The 21,678-nt window shown below is 47.2% G+C and carries 18 protein-coding genes; 9 read left to right on the forward strand and 9 right to left on the reverse strand.

Annotated elements, in window-relative coordinates:
• The 4 genes from ACQY6Q_RS04405 to ACQY6Q_RS04420 all read right to left on the reverse strand — a co-directional run.
• Positions 1–558: ion transporter (locus ACQY6Q_RS04405; RefSeq protein WP_427978324.1), on the reverse strand; the 558-nt coding region annotated here is incomplete at its 3' end.
• Between the two features lie 254 nt (positions 559–812).
• Positions 813–2,789, reverse strand: coding sequence for a hypothetical protein (locus ACQY6Q_RS04410; RefSeq protein WP_427978327.1), 1,977 nt, complete (start codon positions 2,787–2,789; stop codon positions 813–815).
• Between the two features lie 25 nt (positions 2,790–2,814).
• Positions 2,815–3,567: a hypothetical protein gene (locus ACQY6Q_RS04415; protein WP_427978330.1), complete on the reverse strand. Its 753-nt coding sequence runs from the start codon at positions 3,565–3,567 to the stop codon at positions 2,815–2,817.
• Positions 3,568–3,782: 215 nt separating this feature from the next.
• Positions 3,783–4,943 carry a hypothetical protein gene (locus ACQY6Q_RS04420; RefSeq protein WP_427978332.1) on the reverse strand — a complete coding sequence of 387 codons (1,161 nt, stop codon included), beginning with the start codon at positions 4,941–4,943 and terminating at the stop codon, positions 3,783–3,785.
• A 197-nt stretch (positions 4,944–5,140) separates the two neighbouring features.
• Here ACQY6Q_RS04420 and trhA point away from each other — a divergent pair, with 197 nt between their 5' ends.
• Positions 5,141–5,782 (forward strand): PAQR family membrane homeostasis protein TrhA, encoded by a 642-nt coding sequence (trhA, locus tag ACQY6Q_RS04425; RefSeq protein WP_427978335.1) that lies wholly within the window; start codon positions 5,141–5,143, stop codon positions 5,780–5,782.
• Here trhA and ACQY6Q_RS04430 read toward each other — a convergent pair.
• The 3 genes from ACQY6Q_RS04430 to ACQY6Q_RS04440 form a co-directional block, all read right to left on the reverse strand.
• Entirely contained in the window at positions 5,774–7,207 is a 1,434-nt protein-coding gene (locus tag ACQY6Q_RS04430; protein WP_427978337.1) for an MBL fold metallo-hydrolase RNA specificity domain-containing protein, read from the reverse strand. The two genes, trhA and ACQY6Q_RS04430, sit on opposite strands and share 9 nt — an antisense overlap.
• 155 nt (positions 7,208–7,362) lie before the next feature.
• Complete coding sequence (locus tag ACQY6Q_RS04435) at positions 7,363–8,610, reverse strand: methyl-accepting chemotaxis protein (protein ID WP_427978340.1); 1,248 nt, start codon at positions 8,608–8,610, stop codon at positions 7,363–7,365.
• A gap of 155 nt (positions 8,611–8,765) precedes the next feature.
• Positions 8,766–9,695 carry a LysR family transcriptional regulator gene (locus tag ACQY6Q_RS04440; protein WP_427978342.1) on the reverse strand — a complete coding sequence of 310 codons (930 nt, stop codon included), beginning with the start codon at positions 9,693–9,695 and terminating at the stop codon, positions 8,766–8,768.
• A gap of 93 nt (positions 9,696–9,788) precedes the next feature.
• On the opposite strand from ACQY6Q_RS04440, the gene ACQY6Q_RS04445 reads away from it, so the two are divergent.
• The 8 genes from ACQY6Q_RS04445 (at position 9,789) to ACQY6Q_RS04480 (ending at position 19,932) form a co-directional block, all read left to right on the forward strand.
• Entirely contained in the window at positions 9,789–10,967 is a 1,179-nt protein-coding gene (locus ACQY6Q_RS04445; RefSeq protein WP_427978345.1) for a multidrug effflux MFS transporter, read from the forward strand.
• A gap of 161 nt (positions 10,968–11,128) precedes the next feature.
• Positions 11,129–12,145 (forward strand): ABC transporter substrate-binding protein, encoded by a 1,017-nt coding sequence (locus tag ACQY6Q_RS04450; RefSeq protein ID WP_427978348.1) that lies wholly within the window; start codon positions 11,129–11,131, stop codon positions 12,143–12,145.
• Positions 12,146–12,159: 14 nt separating this feature from the next.
• Complete coding sequence (locus ACQY6Q_RS04455; RefSeq protein WP_427978351.1) at positions 12,160–13,983, forward strand: sensor domain-containing diguanylate cyclase; 1,824 nt, start codon at positions 12,160–12,162, stop codon at positions 13,981–13,983.
• 105 nt (positions 13,984–14,088) lie between these two features.
• Entirely contained in the window at positions 14,089–14,595 is a 507-nt protein-coding gene (locus ACQY6Q_RS04460) for a hypothetical protein (RefSeq protein WP_427978353.1), read from the forward strand.
• A gap of 168 nt (positions 14,596–14,763) precedes the next feature.
• A complete protein-coding gene (locus tag ACQY6Q_RS04465; RefSeq protein WP_427978355.1) occupies positions 14,764–16,185 on the forward strand; it encodes an ATP-binding cassette domain-containing protein in 1,422 nt (473 codons plus the stop codon).
• The gene (locus tag ACQY6Q_RS04470; RefSeq protein WP_427978357.1) at positions 16,185–17,015 is read left to right on the forward strand and encodes a CLCA_X family protein; all 831 of its coding nucleotides are present in this window, start codon (positions 16,185–16,187) and stop codon (positions 17,013–17,015) included. The genes ACQY6Q_RS04465 and ACQY6Q_RS04470 overlap by 1 nt, the downstream gene beginning before the upstream one ends.
• A 128-nt stretch (positions 17,016–17,143) precedes the next feature.
• Positions 17,144–18,205: an extracellular solute-binding protein gene (locus ACQY6Q_RS04475; protein ID WP_427978359.1), complete on the forward strand. Its 1,062-nt coding sequence runs from the start codon at positions 17,144–17,146 to the stop codon at positions 18,203–18,205.
• Positions 18,202–19,932 (forward strand): diguanylate cyclase domain-containing protein, encoded by a 1,731-nt coding sequence (locus tag ACQY6Q_RS04480; RefSeq protein WP_427978361.1) that lies wholly within the window; start codon positions 18,202–18,204, stop codon positions 19,930–19,932. Before ACQY6Q_RS04475 ends, ACQY6Q_RS04480 begins: the two co-directional genes overlap by 4 nt.
• Here the strand turns inward: ACQY6Q_RS04480 and ACQY6Q_RS04485 are convergent.
• Both ACQY6Q_RS04485 and ACQY6Q_RS04490 read right to left on the reverse strand, forming a co-directional pair.
• Positions 19,929–20,390, reverse strand: coding sequence for a hypothetical protein (locus ACQY6Q_RS04485; RefSeq protein ID WP_427978363.1), 462 nt, complete (start codon positions 20,388–20,390; stop codon positions 19,929–19,931). The two genes, ACQY6Q_RS04480 and ACQY6Q_RS04485, sit on opposite strands and share 4 nt — an antisense overlap.
• 108 nt (positions 20,391–20,498) lie before the next feature.
• Positions 20,499–21,677: a sugar ABC transporter permease gene (locus tag ACQY6Q_RS04490; protein WP_427978366.1), complete on the reverse strand. Its 1,179-nt coding sequence runs from the start codon at positions 21,675–21,677 to the stop codon at positions 20,499–20,501.
• Between the last annotated feature and the right edge of the window lies 1 nt (position 21,678).

Consider the following 21,678-nt stretch of genomic DNA (forward strand, 5'->3'; position numbering starts at 1 on the left):
CCGAAAAAGGGTGAGCATGGAGATGGCGATATCGCCCCACAGCTCTGGGTTAATCGCTTCAAACAAGGTGCTGCCAATCGCCGCATAAATATAAAAGATGATGAACATCAGTAGCATCACATAGCCCAGCTGGGGTAAAGCCTTAACCAGTGAGGTCAGTAAGATCCGCAGCTCCGGAATAATTGAGACCATCCGTAGTACCCTAAATACCCGAATCAATCGGCCTACTACTGCTAGTTCGGAGTTTTCAATTGGCACTAGGCTAACCAGTACAATTAAACTGTCGAAAACATTCCAAAAATTCTTAAAAAACAGTTTTTTATTGGCTTCAGCAATAAAGCGGATGCTGATTTCTACAACAAAAAACAGGGTAATTAAGTAGTCGAGTACCACCGTAGCGGTGACGACCTTAGCCGGTAAGGGATAGGTTTTGGCACCAATCAGCAAGGCGGAAACGAGGATCACCGAAATAACAAACAGTTCAAACAGTTTGTTGGCTTTCAGGCGTTCAAAATGGTGTTGCAAGGTTTGGCTATTTGTTAGCAAAGTTTGATTCACGAGTTAATAAGAGCTTAAGGAAATTTTGCCCTATTCTGTTCACATAACTCAAGCAACAAATGTTTATTATTACTGCGGGTGGGGGCTCGTTGCGCGAGGCCTGATTTGCGACGGCGGGTTTAAGCTTATACCGCACATGTAAAAGGCCTGACTGAGATGGAATATCAAAGTCAGGCCTTACAAGCCGATTAAGCGAAATGTCTCACTCTATGAGTCACTTCATTTAGCAGCGGCTTACCAGAGTGCAGCGGTTGTTAGTTTTCTAAGCTGGGCTCGGCCAATTGCTCTGATTCTGCTTGTTTAGTCACGCTCACCTTTGGATTTGGAGCCGCTAGATTGAGTTCAGCGTTGCCATTAGCTAGGCGTTCTGGGTTCGATTCTGCTTTCATCTGTAAGTTGGAGCTATTGTATTCGTCGACCACCTTACGCTGTTCATCATTCATCGCGGCTGTTCCGGCACGGTTGCAAATACTATGCATTAGCTCGTGATAGAGTTCGTCAGCGAGGTTTTCATCATTGTGCATGGTCATGATATGACGCGGAAACATCAGGTTGGTGCTACCAACGCCGGCAAAGGTTGAGCTAATTACCCGCGACACAAACAAGCGTGGTTGAATGGTGGAGGTAAATACGCTGGTCTCTAGGCTGGTACTGTCGTTGTAGCCTTTACCAAAGGTGCGAGTATCCTCTTTGACGGTGCCTTTACATTTAAAGTAAACCAAGCTCGATTCAAACTGGATCTCACTCCAAAATGGGTGGCTAAGGTTACTTAATAAGCGACCAAAGATGGCGCATATGGCGGCAGCCACCAGCAAAGCGAGAATATGAAAGAAACTAGTGATAGTAGTTTCAATAAAGGCTTGGGCTGCTTCATCATCCAGTAGGCGAAATGCGGTGCCGTCATAAAGCTTGATATAAGTTGTCAGTGGGCTTAAGACATAAAATACCAACAAGCTGGCCAGTAATAATAGGCCTTGCGCAAGGCTGGTAGACACGATGCGCATTTTTTTGCTGAGCGGCTGATCATTTTTATCAAGCGTATAGGGTTGGGTTTCTTGAATTAAATCGCCATCAAACTCGCCGTTATTGGGATTTTGCCTAGCATTGAGTGGTTTATAGACGCGGTTGGGTACTTTGTTATAGCGACGGCGCTCCATCACTTGGTAGGTAAATTCGTTAAAAATATCCATTGGCCGCGCAGCCACCTCAACCGTGCGGGGCAATTTATCGGTGACTTCGGTTGTGGGTTCAGCTTGCTTTGCTCTTAATCCGGTTAAAGCTAACAGCAAGCCACAGCTAATCAGGGCAAAGACAAAAATCAGCCCTAGCCACGTAGCGTTGCTATAGCTGTGATAGGCGAACTCAGTTAGTTGAACCAACCAAGTCAAGCCTTCGTCGAATTGCGGGTCTAGCTCTATACCACGCAGTTGATCGGCAAAGGCTTGCTGATAGACGGCAGGCTCGTAGGAAATTAGGCGATTTAAGGCCAAGTTAATCAGCGTTGGAACACTGACGCACAGCGCGGTCATCTTAACAAAGCCAAAGGCGCTGACCGTTTCAATGCCATGTCCAAGGCTGCGACTTAAGGGGCGACCCGCTTTAAACCAAACCAGAGAGATATAGCAAAGTAGGGTGAAGGCAAAAACCGGCATTAAAATGGTGGCTTGGTTGCCAGCTAAGCCAACCGAAGTAACAAAACTCAAAATAGCGAAGGCAAATAAAGCCACCAAGGTTTGTACTAAGGCTCCAGTAATACGCTGGGCAATATTTTGAATGGGATAGGGCACAAAGGTGATTTTCGGAAACAGGGTGTGCAGTAACCGTGCAACCAAGCCTACTGGTTCCTTAAAGGTAAAGTTTTTACTGCCTACCAGCATTGATTCAATTTGCTGTTGGTCGTAGGCCACATCGCTTTTCTCGCGTTGGGCACTATCTTGCTCTGAATCTGCATGGTTATACGACAAAGAGGTAGGCGCTGCCCGCCCTACATAAAAACGCATTACCTGCATTAAACCGCGGCCTAAAGTCCATAAGCCATTGGCCATCAATAGAAAACCAACCAAGGCTAAGATCCAGCCGCTAATCGGATGATCTTGTACTGCAGTTGCTACCTTGAGTAAGGCAAACAAGCCCAAGAGTGCGGTTATACAGCCTCTAATCGCACGTAATGTGCCTTCGAAGCGAAAGGGATTGCGGATCCCTAAGTCGAGCGAGCCATGTTCAAAAGACATGTCAATTCCTTAAACAATATTAGGATTAAATGAGAGATTGGTAGCCATCGGCATCGGTTTTTGGGGTATCGGAAAGTCCGTTATTCGGATGTTCGCCTTGAGCAAAGGTATTGGTTAACTGATCGCGTAAGTTATTAGCAAACTCGATACGCAATTTGCTGCGTAATCGACCCACTGTGAGTGCTAGTAGCAATTTGCCAACCGCAAATCCACCAATCAGGCCAATAAATGCTCCACCTAGGCTTACGTTGTAATAGCGACCATAGCTTTGCATATTGGCAAGCATGCTGGGGGTTTCCCACAATACATAGGGAATGGCAGTGATAAAGTTAATTAGACCGCTTAGGCTAAAGTTAATGCCTGTCCAAAATCCGGTCCAAGCGAACAGCGCGGCGAAGGCTAAGATGACCAACCAACGAAATCTTTCTAGTGTTGCATTAAAGCCATGTAGTTGAATGATGCGTTTGGCTGCATTTACGTTTTGGTAGTTGGTGGTGTAGCCAATGAAATCATTCGAGTGATTGTAGTAGCCAAATAGAAAGCGTTTTTTGGCTCGTTTGTCTTCGCCCCATAGGGTGGAGATGAGCTGAGTGCTGGGAGGAATGTCTGGTTTATATTCGGTTTTTAAGGTTTCTACTTTGCCATTTTCATCTTCTAGATAAATGTTGGTACCGTCGTTGAGTACTTTAGCGCCAGCGTAAGTTTTAGTGACAGAGGTAATTGAATAATCATAGCTTTGATTACCCACTCTAACGGTGGAGGGGTGGGATATTTGCATACTGTTCTCGCTACTGCAGTTGGTCTAGTTAACATAATAAATGGCTACGACTTGCCCATTTTTAGTCGATTTTGCGGTAAGAACAATTAGCTGACAATTACCTATTTTTAAGATTATTGTAATATGAAATAATTTTGACAATTATAGTATTTAAGTGGTTTTCTTTTTATTTTTCAGTATTTTTATTGCTCATTTTTGTTTGCTGCTTAAACAAATTAAATGCTGATTTGTTGGTGTTTTTTGCAAATTTCTTCTCTAAGTAGTTGGGCCGAGTCGGCGGCATTGGCCTGACACACAAATAGGCCGATTTGCTCGTAACCTCCCATCATTTGGGTTTTCGGTAAAAACTCTAAATACAAGCCGCAGCCCGGCCCATTATTGACGATCATGTTGTAGGCGGGAGGTAGGCCCATTTGTTCCATGAGAGTCAAAATAGCGGCGATGGTTTGTTGAATGGCCTTAACCATTTGCTGTTGTTCTTGCACAGTGAGTTGGTGTAAATAGCGGTGCTCGCTGTTTTTCACGATTAACAGCATGTCTAGTGGGCGTTTCATAAAATAAGGCACCATCAGCTGCATCTCTCCGTAGTCTTTGATTAGCAGCGGCTTAGGGTTTTCTTCAATCATGTATTGGCTGAAAGCCTTATTGTGGCGCTGCCGAAAGCGTAAGTTATTAAAAAAGTGCTGCGGTAAAATATTGCTATAGGCGATTTGTTGGTGGCCATGAACCAAGGAGGCACCTGCGCTGGCTCCGTAGTTTTTAATAATAGAGACATAACCACTAACCACTTCTTGTTGTTTAAGTTGAGTCTCTGAACTGGCCATGAAATCACTAGGTTGATGCAGTAGATCCTTTTCCAATTGGGCTAAACGCTGAAAGCTAATCAACGCATCCTCGAAGGGCATGTTATGCCAATCGCGATGATGCAAGGATGAAGTCCACTGTAATAGGTGAAAACCGTAGGAGGCGCGGCCGGTATGAAAGGGATCTTGATGGAGAAAATAGTCGGCGTTTTCTTTGGGAATCTGCTCGATTGGATAAAAAATCGGATAAAGATTTTTATTGATAAAGGTAAAGCCCTCGCTATGTTCTGCAATATCGAGAATGTCGGCACTTTTGCCATCACAAATGGGGCAATAATCATCTTGGCAAGTTTGAGTGGGTTTGGCGGTGGTATGAATGCGTTTGGCGCGCGCCGAGTTGTAAATGATTAAGTTGCCATTGCGCGGGTCAATATGACAAACCCCGTCGGGGGCAAATTGTTTCAGCTGGGGGTCCTCACTAATATTTCTTAGTAAGTCGCGAAATTGCAGTTGGTCTAAATGTTCGCTAATGGCTAAGGCTTTGGCGGCACTTAGCGAAAGTTGTTGGGTCATAGGGAGCCTCGTTGCTTATCAACCCTGCCATTTGAGTATAGATGATAGCCGTTAAACACAGCGGCTGGATGATTGCGCTAGCTCATCTATTGCGCTTGTTAGCTGAATTTTACTGAGTCATAAGGGCTAATTTTTTCAGTGTACAAGTGTACGCTGAAGATTTAAGCTAGAGTCAGTATTCTCGCTAAGGAAAGCCGATGGCAGGGTCAAGTTCTTATAGTAAAAATGAACAAATACTCAACGTGCTATCACACCTCTTGGGTTTTATGGGGGCGCTGTTGGGCCTCGTGTTGTTATTAGCCAAAGCGGAAGGCGGCTTAGCTGTGTCGGCGGTGGCCATTTATGGTGGCTCAATGGCCTTGTTGTTTTTGGCTTCTTGTTTATACCATGCAGTGAGCGAGGTCCGTTGGCAGGCACGGCTAAAGTTGTTTGACCATGCCGCTATTTATCTTCTGATTGCCGGTACTTATACACCTATTTTGTTACTGGCCTTTGATGGTTGGTTGTCTTGGGTCTCGATGCTGGTGATTTGGTTACTTGCCGTTGTGGGGATCGCCTTTAAGTTGCTCACTGGGGTGCGTTTTCCCAAGTTGTCGCTAGGCACTTATTTGGTGATGGGCTGGTTGGCCTTGGCTCTGGCCTACCCGATGTATTTACATATCCCACCGGCAGGCCTCGCTTATTTGTTACTCGGCGGGGTGTTATTTAGTATTGGCGCCCTATTTTACGTGGCCAAGCACAGGGCCTATACCCACGCCATTTGGCATCTGTTTGTGGTGGCCGGCTGTGCTAGTCATTTTGTCAGCGTTTACCGCTACATTATTCCTGTCTCAGGGTAGCCAAACTAGTTCAGGTAAGCTGTCTAAGGCCAGTTTATCGCCGCGTTGCACTGCTAGTAGCGAGCTGGGTTGGCGCATTGAACTGGCTTTAATTGTCTCGATTAAGCCCTGCTGCGCCTCTTGTTCACCATGCACTAACAGCAACGGTGGTGCCGATTTAAATTGTTGATACCATTTAATTAATTCCGCTTGGTCGGCATGTGCCGACAAGCCCCCTACGGTGTGAATGGTGGCCGCGACTTTAACTGGCTTGCCATTGATAGTGAGCTGGGATGCGCCATCAACTAACATTCTCCCTGGGGTGCTTAGCGCCTGATAACCACAAATAATCACATCACATTCACTGCGCCATAGATTATGTTCTAAGTGGCAACGGATCCTGCCACCGTTACACATGCCACTGCCGGCGATAATGATCAAACCTTCGCTAATTTCATTCAGTTCCATGGATTGCTCAGTGGTTTGAATGAATTCTACGTTTGACAGTAATGGGTGCTCCCCGGGATGCTGGCGAGTAAAGCGTTTAAAGTCATCATCCATGATCGGGTAGTTGTTCAGGTAGACTTTAGTGGCCTCAATCGCCATTGGGCTATCGAGGCAAATTCTCCAACGGGAAAGATCCCATTGTTTGGCGTAAAGGTGGAATAAATAGAGTAGCTCTTGAGCACGCCCTACCGAGAAGGCGGGCAGCAAAATATTGCCACGACCGCCGCTGATGGTAGCGGCGAATATCTCGGCTAATTCATCGATGGTTTGTTGCCATGAGCGGTGCAGCCGGTTGCCATAGGTACTTTCCATTATTACTAAATCGGCCTGTTCGATGGCCACCGGATCATTAAGGATCGGCATGCCTTCACGGCCTAGGTCTCCGCTAAAGACGATTTTCTTATCGATGGCTTCTAACCACAGTTCTACCAAGGCTGAGCCAAGAATATGTCCGGCATCGTTCAAGCGAAATTTTAGCTGCGGCAGTGCTTGTACTTGCTCGTTGTAATCAAGTGCTACAAATTGTTTCACGGTACGCAGTACATCTTGCTCGTCAAATAAGGGCTCTAAGGGAGGCAACTGCTGTTTAATGCGTTTTTTATTGTTTCGTTCTACGTCGCGTTTTTGCAACATGGCGGCATCTTTAAGCATGATTTCACACAGCTCAGCCGAGGCTTTGTGAGTGTAAATTGGGCCGCTAAAGCCATTTTTTACCAACTGAGGAAGCCGTCCAGAGTGATCGATATGAGCATGGCTAAGGATCACCGCATCGATCTGCGAGGGCTCGAAGGGAAAGGGATCAAAGTTGCGCATGGCATCACTTTTACTGCCTTGAATGAGGCCGCAGTCGAGCAAAACTTGCTTATCACCCAAGTGAAGCAAATGGCAGGAACCGGTGACCTCTTCGGTCGCTCCAAAAAACTGTAAGCTAATTGTCATACGGGTAACCTCCCCAAGTGGTGAGCAGGAAATAAATCTGCGCTTTATTGTCAGTTTAGCTTAGAGATGGGGGCTAAAGGGTGGGGAGCTTCACGAACTGCAAGGGCGAGTAATAAACCTGCCATAAACTGTTATGGCAGATTTATTAAGATAGCTTAGGCCTTTAAGGTTGACAGCTGTTGGTTGAGCAGTACTGCGATGTTGGATAGTTCGGCACTGATGTTTTCAATGTCATGAGCCAATTGGTTTTGTACCCCCAGCGCTTCGCCAATACCATTAATGTTGCTGTTAATTTCTTCGCTGACATGGCTTTGTTGGTGGGCGGCGGTGGCCACTTGAGCGGTATGTTGATTAATCGCGGCGATACTGGTGACCACGTCGTTGAGTTGCTGATAGCTGGCTTCGGTATTGAGCGCAGTACGATCCACTTGTTCGCGGCTACTGGCGATGGAATCCACCGTGGCGTTAACGTCATTTTGTAAGGCTTGAATCAGTTGGTTAATCTCTTCGGTTGAGCTTTGGGTGCGCCCAGCTAGATTTCTCACTTCGTCGGCCACTACCGCAAAGCCTCGCCCTTGTTCACCGGCTCGGGCTGCTTCAATGGCGGCATTCAGCGCGAGCAGGTTGGTTTGTTCGGCGATGCCTCCGATGGTTTCTAATATGCTATTAATGTCTTGGCTGCGTCCCGCCACTTGGCTGATCCGCTGGCTAATGCCTTGCATGTTATTGGCAATATGGCGAATTTGCTCAACCGACTGTTGAAACTCTTGCTGCGTTTGTAGCAATTGTTGTTCGGCATGCTCAGCGTTGCTGGCGGTGCTATTGGCTAGCTCTGCTACCTCACTGGCCGACGATGACATTTGGTTCACCGCGGCGGCTACATTGTCGGTATCGATTCGCTGAGCTCGGCCAGCTTGACCGGCTGATTCGGCATTTTTAGCTAGATTTTTCGAGCCGCTACTCAGTTGTGCCGCTTGCTGTTGTAATTGATTGACGATGTTGCGCAATTTTTCAGTGAAGCTATTAAATTGACGACTCATTTCAATTAATTCTTGGTGCTCATTGACCTCAAGCTGCAAGCTTAGGTCACCTTCTTTTCCAGCAAGGTAGCCGATACGTCGAGTGATTTGGCTTAGGGTACTTAAGAAGCCTTGCACTATTAGTAAAATGAGCCCTAGGCCGATTACCGCAATCAGTAGCGAAGCAAGCAGTAGTTTGTTGCGTGCTGCCGCGCTATGTTCGGCGAATAAGCTTTGTAATTCGTTGCCGCTAAGGGCCGTTGCCGCGTTGGCCTGTTCTACGCTTAAGCTGGGAGCAGCAAATAGCCCAATGCAAGCCAAAATGGTAATAAAAACCAAGCTAATGGTGATGAATAGTTTTAATTTAAACGACAGCGTTGCCATTAATTATCCTCCGTGAACCCGTCGGCCCCTAGCTTCGCACACTGGCTCTGACTTGTCGCTAATAACTTGTCACAAATATATGATAATAAAGCGAAATAACAAATTTCATTATTACTATCACGCAGTGGCTAAGGCGGCTCACGTCAGCGCGCTGCTTAAGCGGGACAATGTTCGAGAATTAACTGGCGTAACCAGCGGTGGGCAGGGTCATCTTCAAGATGTTCCGGCCACGCTAACAAATAGCTAAATGGTGCCATTTCTACCGGTAAGGGCAGCTGTACTAACTGATGGGTATTCACCACTTCTTGGGCGAAGCTACGGGTACAGGTAAATACCAAATCGCTAGACTGACAGAGCATGGTGGCGGCAAAAAAGTCGGCGGTGAGGGTGCTGTTCTCGATATGTAAGCCTTGTTCGGCTAGAACGGTGTGTAATAACCAATGTTCTCCTACTTCGCATTCACAACTTAAATGCGCTTGCTGAAGGTAAGTACTTAGGTTCCATGGTTGTTGCAGCACTGGGTGGCCTTTACGCACCAAGCAAACATGGTCTTCTCGATAGAGTTCTAAGCAGCGTACTTGTTTGGGTAAGTGCTTCGCTTGTAAGTGGTTGGGCGCGCGCTGGTCGTTGTCTCGGGTAAGAATGGCAAAATCATACTCACCGCGTTGTAGGCTGTTGATGCTGCCTGCGATTAGCTTGTGGGTATCTAATTTCAGCCCCGGCGCTAGGCGACTTAATTTGCCAAAAAAGCGTGGCAATAAAGTCGCAAAACAGGTTTCGTTAACGCTGCAACGAAAGTTACGCTGGCTGGTGCTGGGCTCAAAGCCTTCGGCTTCGATCATTTGATTTGCAGTTTGCAGCCATTGGCGCAGGGTGGGGCCTAAGTCGCGCACTCGTGGTGTGGGACTTAGGCCGCCAGCATGGCGCACAAACAGCGGGTCGTTCAGCTGTTGCCGCAGTTTGGCTAATTGTTTACTCACTGCTGATTGGCTTAAGCAGAGCTTTTCGGCGGCTCGGGAAACGCTTCGCTCTTCGAGCAGGGTTAACAAGACCCGTAGTAAATTCAGATCATAAGATGTCGACATATATTCCCTTGGGGACTAAATCTTGTGCCAAAACATCATTATGATTCATATTGCTTGGCACTTACAATGCGTAGCTTGTATCAGGAGCCAAATATGTCGTTGACCATTAAACCTTTGCCTTTATTCATGCTAATGGTGCTTTTTTCACCTTTAGCGATAGATATTTTCTTACCGGCCATTCCGCAAATGGCTGAAGCCTTTGTGGTTCCGCTAGATTGGATGACTCAAGCCATTCCGGTATTTCTGTTTGCTTTTGGTTTTGGCCAGCTATTGGTGGGGCCGCTTGCCGATCGTTTTGGCCGACGTCCCACCGCCTTGTTTGGTGTACTGCTCTATATGTTGGGCTCGGCTGTGGCTGCTCAAGCTATGGATTTTTCGTGGTTAATCTTGGCGCGCTTAATTCAAGGGGTGGCGGCCAGTTGTTTATCGGTGGCCGCTTTTGCTGGGGTGCGAGATGTGTATGGGGCGGAGCGTTCGAAAAACATGCTCAGCTACCTCAATGGGGTGATCTGTATCGTTCCTGCATTGGCTCCCTTATTGGGCGGAGTGCTGAGTCACTATTGGTCATGGGCCGCCAATTTCTGGTTCATGCTGTTATATGCTTTGCTGGTCGGCTTGACTTTAATGTTGGGGCTGAAAGAAACGCAGCACTCGGCCCATATTGCCAAGGGGCGCTTGTACTCGTGGTCGCGTTATTTCAGTGTATTACGGGTTCCGGCTTTTATTTATTACGCGAGTTTGGTGATGTTAGCCATGGCGATGATCGTCGGCTATGTCTCGCAGTCACCGGGGCGTTTGATGGTAGACATGCAGCTGTCTAGTGCTCAATACGCCTTGTGGTTTGGCAGTAATGCTCTGTTGAATATTATTGCAGCTTTTGTCGCGCCATCATTGATTAAACTCGTGGGGCAGACCCGGGCATTATGGCTTGGTGCTGGCTTGATGGCCGCAGCCGCCGTGGGCTTAATCTCTAGCCAACAGTTTGCCCACCCGCTGGCTTTTATGCTGCCTATTTATGTATGTAGTGTCGGTTTTTGCTTGTTGATTGCGGTGGGGGCCGGTAGTGCCTTGGCGCCTTTTGCTGAGCGCGCCGGTACGGCTGCGGCTTTGTTGGGTTTTATTCAAATGACTGGCTCGGCCAGTTTAGTGGGCCTATTGGCATTAAGTGGGCTGTCGAGTAGCGAGCAATTGGCCATACTGATGGCGCTGCCGTTAGTCGTGATGGCGATAGTCGCCAGACGCAGCAGTTTAATGTTGGGAGTCAAGCAATAGTCGTTTGAATTTATTGTATAAGTTATCAAAAAGCGCCGTAGAGCGCTTTTTTGCTATTAAGCAGCGGTTTACGGCGGATTTTTATTAATTAAACGGGCTAAATCGAGCCTGTGGTTTATAGTTTTAAGTAATCAAATTAAGTTTTTTAGGGCCAAGTTTAGGTGAAGTTATTTCTTATTGGGATGCTATTTTGTAGCTTGGCGTGGGGACAAACCTCGGTGGTTTTTTTTAACCCAGGTAAGTCGAACGAGAGCTTTTGGCATGATGTTGACAGCTTTGCTAGCGCGGTGGCTAATGACTTGGAGCTCGATTTTCGTACTTTTCACGCACAGCGCAAATACTATTCAATGCTCAGTCATTTAGAGCAAATGATCGCGCAGCAACAGCTCCCTGACTACTTAATTTTGGTCAACGAAAAGCAAATTCTACCGAAGATGTTGCGCTTATTGGAAAATCAAAATGTGTATGTATTGGTGGCGCTTAACGACCTAGATCCGCAGCATCAGTCGTTGTTAGCGCAGCCATATTGGCAACAGCATTTGTTATCTAGTTTGATACCCAATAATTATTGGGCCGGATATCAGGCTGCGCGTTCGATGTATCTAGCAAGTGGCGAGCAAGCGGGGGAAGTGGCGCTTATTTCTGGCGATAAACTTACCCCTGCCTCGGTGCAGCGGGAGGCGGGGGCCAAGCATTTTATCCAGCAGCAGCCTAATTTGCAGTTACGGCGAGTGGTTTACGCCGATTGGAATGAACAACAGGGCTACCAACAAACGCGAATGTTGTTACGGCGCTACCCCAAATTAAAGTATTTATGGGTGGCTAACGATGAGATGGCCTTTGGCAGTATTAAAGCGCTCAAAGAGTTAGGCAAACAGCCGGGTAAAGAGTTGTTTATTGCGACCTTCAATACTTCAGAACAGGCGCTGCAGTTGCGAGAACAGGGACACATTAGCGCGTTAGCGGGCGGACACTTTGCTACCGTGGGATGGGCCTTGGCCATGATTAAGCAGCATAGTCGTGGAGAAGTGTTACCGAAGAAGGTTGATGCGCCCTTATTTATGCTGCTAGAGCCGAACTCTCCTCACTATCAATTAATCAAGAATAAAAATTGGCAGCAGCTTGATTTTAGTCATTGGTCGTTAGATTTAGCTCAACCTTTTGGTTTTGCTCAATAAGCTTGGTGTGCACTATGACAGGCCGATTTAAACTAAAAAATCCCATTGCTAAACGTTTGGTGATTTTAATTATTAGCGCTAGCACCGTGTTTGCCTTATTAACCGTGGCGATTCAGCTGGCGTTTAATTATATGGGGGCGGTGAGGCATGTCGAAGGCTGGGTGGATGATTATAATCGAGCGAATCTAGCCAGTATTGAGCGTGCGGTTTGGCAAAATGAGCCACAACGACTAGAAGCGTTATTGCGGGGTTTAGTACAACAGCAATATGTTGCCTCGGTGGAGTTTCATTCAACAAAACAAGAGCGCCTACAGGTAGGGCAAAGTGTGCCTAAGCAGAAGTCCTATCGTTACCCGCTTCATTGGCTAGGCGCCGACTTGGGTGAGCTCACGATAGGTTTGGATCTTTCTTTAATTAAACAAGATATTACCGCGCAGGCTCTGGTAATTTTACTTACCAATGGTTTAAAAACTTTTCTGATGAGTTTGATTATTTTGTTGCTGGTGAGCTACTTAGTGACCGGCGACCTGCGTTTGTTGGCTGATACCGCCGATCAGATTTTTACTGAGCAACACAAAATCGTGCCTTTACCCAGCCGCTTATTACAGCGCAGTGATGAAATTGGTTTGGTGGCGAGTTCGATGCAGCAATTGCAGCAGCGCTTGCTGGCCGGTTTAGATGCTCGGATTAAGGCTGAGCAGGTCATTCAGCAACACCATCTTGAGTTGGAACGTAGTGTGCTTCAGCGTACTGAAGAGCTCAATTGGCAAACCGAAGCCAATCAATTGTTATCTGAAATATCGTTGGCATTTTTGAATCAAAAACCCAATAACACTAAAGCCCTGCTGCAACGAGCTAGCTCTGCCATTGCCAGTTTATTCCCCGTTGAGTTAGTGGCGGTACTGGAGTTTGAACGCCAGCAAGCAGTATATCGTGATGTGTGGGCCTTGCCCGGACAGCTAAACCCAATTGAAAGTATTGATTTAAGCCCTCTTGAACAACTTAAACGCAGAATGGTGAATGTGGCACCGATTGTGGTGAGAGATGTGGCTAAACTGCGGCGCATTGCTCCCAACGAATACGCCTTGTTGAAGAAAATGAAGATTAACTCTTTTATTGGCGTCCCGCTGAGCGATGGCAGAAAGTCCTTTGGCTTGTTGGCCTGCGCCAGTCTCAAAAGTTGTGTCACCATGGACGAGAATCAAGTGATTTTATTGAGCCAATTTTCTTCCGCGATCAGTGGTTTATTGATCAGCGAAAAAAATCACATAGCCATGGCACGGCTACAAAACGAATTGCTGCAAGTGAACGAGCGTTTACAAGTATTGGCTGAAACCGATGAGCTCACTGGCTTGGTTAATCGGCGGCCATTTAAGCGAGAATTGACCCGAGCGGTCACCGGAGCGCGGCGGCGTAAGTCGCAGTTTGCTGTGATGATGGCCGATATCGACTTTTTTAAAGCGTATAACGATCACTATGGACATGTTCAGGGTGACCAAGCGCTTAAGCAGGTGGCGCAAGCTCTGTTAAAAGTGGTGCAGCGCAGTGAAGATTGTGTGGCCCGGGTGGGCGGCGAAGAGTTTGCTATTTTGGTTTCAGACGCCCATAAGCAAGACTTGTCTAACATGGCAAAACGGATTGTGGAGGCGGTGGCTAACTTAGAGATAGAGCACCTAGGCTCAGAGATAGCCAAGGTTTTGACCATTAGTTTGGGAGTGGTATTAGTGGAGCCCGATGATGTGTTAGAGCCTGCCAAACTATTGGAAATGGCCGATGCTTGTTTGTATAAGGCGAAAAATCAAGGGCGTAATCGCGCGGTATTAGACATCGATAGTTAAGGACCAGAAGCTGTTAGCTGGCTCACGTTTGGGCTGTTCCAGCCTCTATTAAGCGAATAATATTTTATACTTGAATTAAAGCTAAGAGCGAAAAAGGACTTGGCGATGACACATACGAAGATCCTAAAGTGGGCCATCAATGGTTACGTTGTATGTGCTTTGTTGGCCTTTCTAGCCACGGCTTTTAGTGGTGGTTATTCCGATAATCAGGCCTTGCAGCGTATTTGGATATTTCCACTGCGTTTTGAGTTTGCGCTTGCTTTGTTGTTCTTAAGTTTACTGGCCAGTTACTCGCTACTCTTTCACAGCTTGCATGGACGAATTCTACTGCTGGGCATCGCTGTGGTGCATATTCTAAATATGATTTTTACCAGCACTTTGGTTGAATCTTCGATTGCGGCCATGTTTAGTACGGCCAGTATGCTCAGCCTAGGCGTGCTGCTTTATGTTGCTTGGACCGACCCACTACACGACAAGGTCAAACGTTTACGCGCTTATCAACGGCGGCGGCGTTATGAAAAACAGCAGCAAGACAAAATAGATTATGCCTATTTGCATACGGCCTTAAACAAAGAGTTGCCCCACCATCATCATCATGATGATCAGCACTAAGCTCCTTCTTATAGGCTGGTCTTAACCTTTATTCATGGTTTGCTACGCCGGCTTTGATTTTGCTACTCTGGCAAACACTAAAACCGCAAATTTTCCATTATTAATACACAGTGCTGTGCGCCAGCTTGAGTGCTTGTTTGGCTAAGCCAAGTTAGGGTGATACTCGAAATGATTATTGAGAATGTATTGTTGTTGGCTGGCCAACGCCAGCTAGCTATAAAACACTGGCAGTTAGCGCCAAATCAGCACTGGGCGCTGTTTGGCCATAGCGGTAGCGGTAAGTCCTTATTAGGTGCTTGGTTAAGTGGTGAACTTAAGGCAGAGCGCGGGCAGTTGAGTCAACAGCCAAAACGGATCGCCCTCGTCTCTTTGGAACAGCAACAGGCATTATTAGAGGCCGAGTTGGCCGATGACGATAGTGATTTTAGCGATGTACAAGACAGTGGCCACAGCGTAGCTGAATTGTTAGCAAGGGGCGCGAGTCAAGTCGAACTGATAGATACGGTGGTGCAGCAGTGTGATTTAAGCGCTTTGATGAATCGAGGTTTTCGTTTGTTATCCACCGGTGAAACTCGCCGGTTAATGTTGGCTTTGGCCCTATTAAAACAGCCACAATTACTGATTCTCGACGAGCCATTTGCTGGTCTCGATTTTGCTCATCAACAGCAACTACTTAAGCTATTGGACGATCTTGCCAAACAATGTCAATTATTGCTGATTACCTCGCGAGATGAAGAGCTACCCAAGGCCATTAGCCATGTGGCGGTGCTCGATGAGCAGGGGATCAATCAGCAGCTCACGATTGAACAATGGCGACAACATCCAGAACGACAACTATTGCAGCAGCAAGCCGAGCAACAGGCACTGGCCATTGTGGCAGCCTTGCGCCAATTTCAAGCGCCAGAGTTATCAGATCCTTTGTTTGCCATTCGTGACGGTCAGGTGAGCTATGCCGGTGAAGTCTTGTTTAGTGGCTTAAACTGGCAAATTCATCCCGGCCAACATTGGCAGGTGCGTGGCCCTAATGGCTGTGGAAAGAGCACCTTATTAAATTTAATTTTTGGTGACCATCCCCAGTGTTATAGCAATCATATCGAGGTATTAGGTTATCGCCGTGGTAGTGGTGAAAGCATTTGGCAAGTGAAACAGCACATCGGCATGGTATCGGCCAGCTTGCACTTGCAGTATCGGGTTAATTGCAGCGCTTTAGACGTGGTGTTATCTGGGCTTTATGATTCGATAGGTGTGTATCAGCAGCCCAGTGAATTAGATGTGCAACAGGCGCGTCTATGGCTTGGTTTATTTGCCATGCAGCATTTAGAAAAACGCGACTTTAAATCGTTATCTTATGGTCAGCAACGGGTGTTGATTATTGCCCGCGCCTTGGTGAAAGCCCCTAGTTTGTTATTGTTGGATGAACCTTGTCAGGGCTTAGATTTCTTAGCTCGTAGTACCGTGCTTAAAGCCTTAGAGCAAGTCGCCAAGTATCAACTGAGTCACTTGGTTTATGTGACTCATCATCAAGAAGACAGTTTGCCCAGCATTAGTCATTTTGTGGACTTTGAGGCTGGCAAGGTCAGTATCAGCTGATGACGCGTAGCGTAGAGGAGAAGGCGGCTTTAGCGCAGCAAAACCAGCAGTCGGCGCTGTTTCGTGATTATTATCGGCGCGGCCCAGATTACCGACATGGCGATACGGTTGATTTTGCCGACATTAAAGATACCTTTGGTTTCGCCAGTTTAACGGTAGGTGCTTGGGTCTCTCAGCAGGAAAAGGTACGTGCAGCAGAGCTGGTATTTGATGCTTTGGCTGATTTAGCCTTTTTATTAAATCTACCTCCCAAGGCTTTGGGTTTACGTGGTAGTTTAAGTTTGGCCTTTGGCAGCGGTGGCCAGCGTAATGTGCAGGCGCATTACGCACCGGCTCGGCGTTGTTTAGCCTTAGCCAAAAATGCGGGCGCCGGAGCGTTGGCCCATGAATGGTGGCATGCCTTTGACCACTATATGGCGGATAAGTTGTTTGTTACTCCGGCTCAGGGCGTGGCGTTTGCGTCTAGCCGTTGGTTGGCCGACGATGAGCAGCGCGAACATCCTTTGAATCAGTATTTGGCTCAAGTGTTCGCCAGTGCTTTTCTTAGTTACCAAGGCAAACAGGCTCATGATTACGTTCGACGCTCGGTGGCTTTAGACAGGCGCCTCGCACAACGCTATTTCAGTCAGCCCACCGAGATGATGGCGCGTGCATTTGAGGCCTGGATACAAGCCAATGGCTTGCTTAAAAATAGTTATTTGGTGGCGGGGACGAAGCAAAGCGAGTTGGCGAAAGCCGGTGCTTACCCAGAGGCTAAGCATTTAGCGGAAATTGGCCAAGCACTACAGCGTTATTTCAGCCTACTGGCTCATTTGTTAGCTAAAGGTTAATAGTTTTTTAGGCAAATGCTAACAAATTTGGCTATACCTAAATGAGCGAAAATCTACTTAGTCGCGGGGCTATTGACGTCTTTTTTATTTATTGAGATTCTTGTTACTCTCTCTGACGGAATAAACAGATGATGGAACATCGACAAGTAAGATGGTATCTAGGGCTATTGGCTTGGTTTCTGCTTGGGCTGAGTGTCAACGCTGCGGCTACTGAAACTGTCGACTTGAGGATCTTAACTTGGCCGGGTTACGCCGATGCTGATGTGGTGGCTAAATTTGAAGCGCGCTATCAGGTGAAGTTAAAAGTCAGTTATATCACCAATGACGATGATATGTGGCAGCGAATGCAGGGAAATCAGGCGGCAGATTACGATGTCTTCGCGGTAAATACCGCAGAGTTACAACGCTATATTGACCAGCAATTGGCGGTTCCAATTAGCCCGGAAAACATTCCTAATTTAGTTAAACAACTACCCCGTTTTAAACCTTTGAGTACCATTCCGGGCATTGTTCGTGAGCAGAAGCTGTATGCCATTCCTTATACCTATTCGGAAATGGGGCTGATTTATAACTTAAACTATTTTGTCGAGCCGCCTCGTTCTTGGCGAGTTTTGTGGGATCGCCAATATCAGGCAAAAATTTTAGCCTACGATGGCAGTGCGCATAACTTTAGTTTGGCCGCGCTGGCCTCTGGTCTAAATAACCCCTTCCAACTTGACCCACAACAGTTTGCTGATGCCAGTCAGCGCCTGGTGGAGTTACGCCGTAATGTATTAACTTTCTATAAGTCACCAGAGCAGGCCCAGCAGCTATTTGAGCAAGAAGATATCGCTTTGTTATTTGCCAATTACGGTACACAACAATTAAAAATGTTACGTGATAGTGGCGCCGCGGTGGGTTATACCATTCCTCAAGAAGGGGCACTGGCCTGGCTAGACTGTTGGGCGATAGCCAAAGGCGTGAAAAATAAAAGCCTCGCGGAAAAGTGGATTAACTATAGTTTGGAACCTTGGGTTAGCCAACAGTTGACTCTACGCCAAGGTCTGGCGAATACCGTGGTGCTTGAACCGCATGCCTTAGCCGAAGATAAGATCATTTGGCTGCAACAGGTGGAGGATCAACAGCAACGTAGTCAATATTGGCAAAAAATTATTAGTGGCAAGCAGATTGACAAGGTGCCACCTTCATGATGAAAAGTATCGCCTTGAAATATGGCCTATGGTTTGCCTTGTTTGGTGTGGTTGCCTCGGTGGTGACCGCTACCGTGAGCTACCAACAGAGCCGTATATTGCTGGCTAAGAGTGCAGAGCGCGAATTAGCCACCACCACCCAATTACTAAGTCGTAAGTTTACAAACGATATCGCCGCGATAGCCAAAGACGTGGCTTTTCTTAGTCAAATCCCTTCGGCTAAAGCGCTGTTTTCTGCGGATAATGCGGCACTTGCCCAGCAAAATATCGCTGAAATTTTCAAGCAAAAGCTACGTTTAAATCAAAGCTATTTTCAGTTGCGTTTAATTGGTGCTAACCATTACGGCCGTGAGATAGTAAGAGTAGAGCGCTCGGGGGCGGGCCTACGGGTGGTTGAGTCAAGTGAGTTAGAAGAAAAATCCCACTACCCTTATGTGTTTCGCAGCTTGCGTTTACCGCAGGGAGGAAGCTATATCTCAGACGTTGATGTGCATAGTGAGCAAGGCGTTAAGTTGGGCCAGCACCAGCCCACCCTGAAAATTGCCTCTCCGGTGTATGTCGATGATTTGGCCGTAGGCGTGGTGGTGGTTAATCTAGGATTGGCTTCCTTGTTTAGCCAACTACAGGCCGACTTGCCCGAGGAAGTGAAAATTTATTTAGCTAATCAGGAAGGCGATTATTTGCTGCACCCCGATCCCGATAAGCAGTTTGGTTTTTACTTCGGCCATCGTTATTTAATTCAACAGGATTTCCCCCAGTTGGCGGGCTTATTCGATGATCTAATGCCACGCAGTTATGTGCAGGAAGCCTCTGATGAGATAGGTCATCAGCGTGCGGTATCGTTTATTCCGGTGTTTTATGGCGCGGAACAACACTCGAATATGGCGGTGCTGGGTTTGGCCAGCCCCCTGCCTAGTTTAAGGCATATTATCGACAGCTTGGCGGGCTCCATGGTTAAGGTCAGCTTGGGCTTGAGTATCGCAGGTTTGTTGACTTCATTGCTATTTGCCAAGTTTCTTTCTCAGCCGATCCGTAACATGGTGCTGGCGGTGAAATCTTTTACTCATGAGCAGGCGAGTAATACCGATTTGCTGCCGCGTCATCGGAATGATGAGTTGGGGTTGCTGGCGCGCAGTTTTGAAGCCATGTCGCTGCAGATCAATCAGCAAATCAGTGAACTTAAACGCAAGGAAGCAAACCTGAGCTATATGGCTAATCATGACAGCTTAACAGGCTTGCCGACCCGAGCTTTGTTTATGGAGCAACTGCGCAAGTCGATTGTTAAAGCCGCGGAACAAAACAATAAGTTGGCTGTCGTCTTTATTGATTTAGATAATTTTAAGCAAGTTAATGACAGCTTTGGCCATGAAGTCGGTGACCGCTTATTGCAAGAAGTCTCCAAGGTGTTACACGAGACGATTCGCGTGGGCGATTTGCTAGCTCGCTTCGCCGGCGATGAGTTTTTGTTAGCGCTGGAAGATATTGCCGAAACCCAGCAGGCCGACGAGGTGGTGAATACGGTATTACGGCGCTTAGCCAAAGAAGTGAATTTGGGGCTACATATTCAGCCTGTTTATGCCAGCGTTGGTATCAGCCTGTATCCCGATGACGGAGTGGAAGCCCAAGAGCTGATCCGTAAAGCCGATCATGCTATGTACAAGGCTAAATCCAATGGCCGAAACCAATTTAGTTACTATCAGCTACCCTCTTCGTCGTCGCTGGCTTAGGCGACTCGCTCGAAGTGACGTTGGATCATGCTGGGTTTGTTTTTCATAAGGCTGAGTTTGTCTGCGTTAGTGAAACCTTGTTCGCTTAGCCATTGAGTGGCTAAGCCCACCTCTTTAAATACTCGTTTAGTATAATGCGGTTCATCGGGCAGCATTCGCTCTAATTGGTATTGTTTTAGCGGCGAGAAACTAAATACTTGAGCAACGTGGCTCATGCCTCGGTCGATACACCATTGCTGTAACAAGGTGATGTGGCGCTCTGCTTCTGGAACAGTTAATTCCCATTGTTCTAGCAACACAATATGCGCCCAAGGTTTAACCAAAGGTTTGCCGAGCTGTTTAAACTCTTGGCAGAATTGCTCTATCAGGGCGAGATTACAGCTGCCTTGTACGCTGGCTAACAAGATATTTTGGTAGCGAAACAGCTGATAGTCTCCATGAAGTATGGCTGCGTTCATCACTGCTGCTATGTTTTCATTGGGTTGTATAAGTTTAGTGAATCAGTTGCCTTGTTGCCAAGTGTTAGAAGGGATAAGAGTTGCCCCCAAGGAGCAACTCTACTCAGACTATGCGCGTTTTTTACTGGCCACATCCATCCATACAGCAAGTAGCAAGATGCTGCCTTTGATGATTGATTGCCAGTAGGTGGGCACGTCCATCATACTCATGCCGTTATCAAGGCTGGCCATAATGAAGGCACCCATTACTGCGCCAAATACGGTACCCACACCACCAGCTAAACTGGTGCCACCAATAACACAGGCTGCAATCGCATCTAGTTCGGCGATATTACCCGCTGAAGGAGAGCCTGCGCCTAAGCGAGAGGCTAGGATTAAGCCGGCAACCCCCACCAATAAGCCATTAATTGCAAATACGCTAAGCTTAGTGCGCTCGACGTTAATCCCAGATAAACGGCTGGCTTCTAAGTTGCCACCAATGGCGTAGATACGACGACCGAAGGCGGTTTTCTTGGCCATGAAGGCGAAGGCAAACATCAATACCACTAACACCAATACCGGAGCAGGAACCCCGCGGTAGTCGTTGAGTAGTAGCACTGAGCCCAAGGCAACAATGGCAATCAGGCCAAATTTTAAAATGTCGCTGCTAACCGGGGTATTGGTTAAGTTATGGGCTGTACGAGATTTGCGCAGTTTACCCTGCCAAGCGAAGAACACCGCAAGCGCGCCCACGGTGGCAACCATTGAGAACATGTCGGGTAGGTAACTTTGACCAATCACGCCCATTTCTTGGCTGGTGGGAGCAACTGTGCTACCACCTGTAATACCGATCAAGATGCCACGGAAGGCAAGCAAACCGGCTAAGGTCACGATGAAAGAAGGTACTTTACGGTAAGCAACCCACCAACCGTTCCATAAACCCAGTAACAAGCCTGCCGTTAGAGTCAGCACTATGGTGAGTGGCAGTGGCAGTTGCCACCAAACGTCCATAATGGCCGCTGCGCCGCCTAATAGCCCCATCATCGAACCGACTGAGAGGTCAATTTCAGCAGAAATAATCACAAATACCATGCCTATGGCCAAAATTCCGGTAATCGCGGTTTGGCGTAATAGGTTAGAAATATTACGTGGGGTTAAGTAGCTGCCATCGGTGGCAAAGTAAAAGAACAGCATGATGACGGCGATGGCCGCAAACATTACTAGCACTTGTAGCTTCATTTTTTTGAGGTTGTCGATCAAACTGAGCTTGATCTCGGGGTTGTTTACTGTTGTATCTTGACTCGACATG

This window comes from Agarivorans sp. (assembly GCF_050295395.1).
Taxonomy (GTDB): Bacteria; Pseudomonadota; Gammaproteobacteria; order Enterobacterales; family Celerinatantimonadaceae; genus Agarivorans.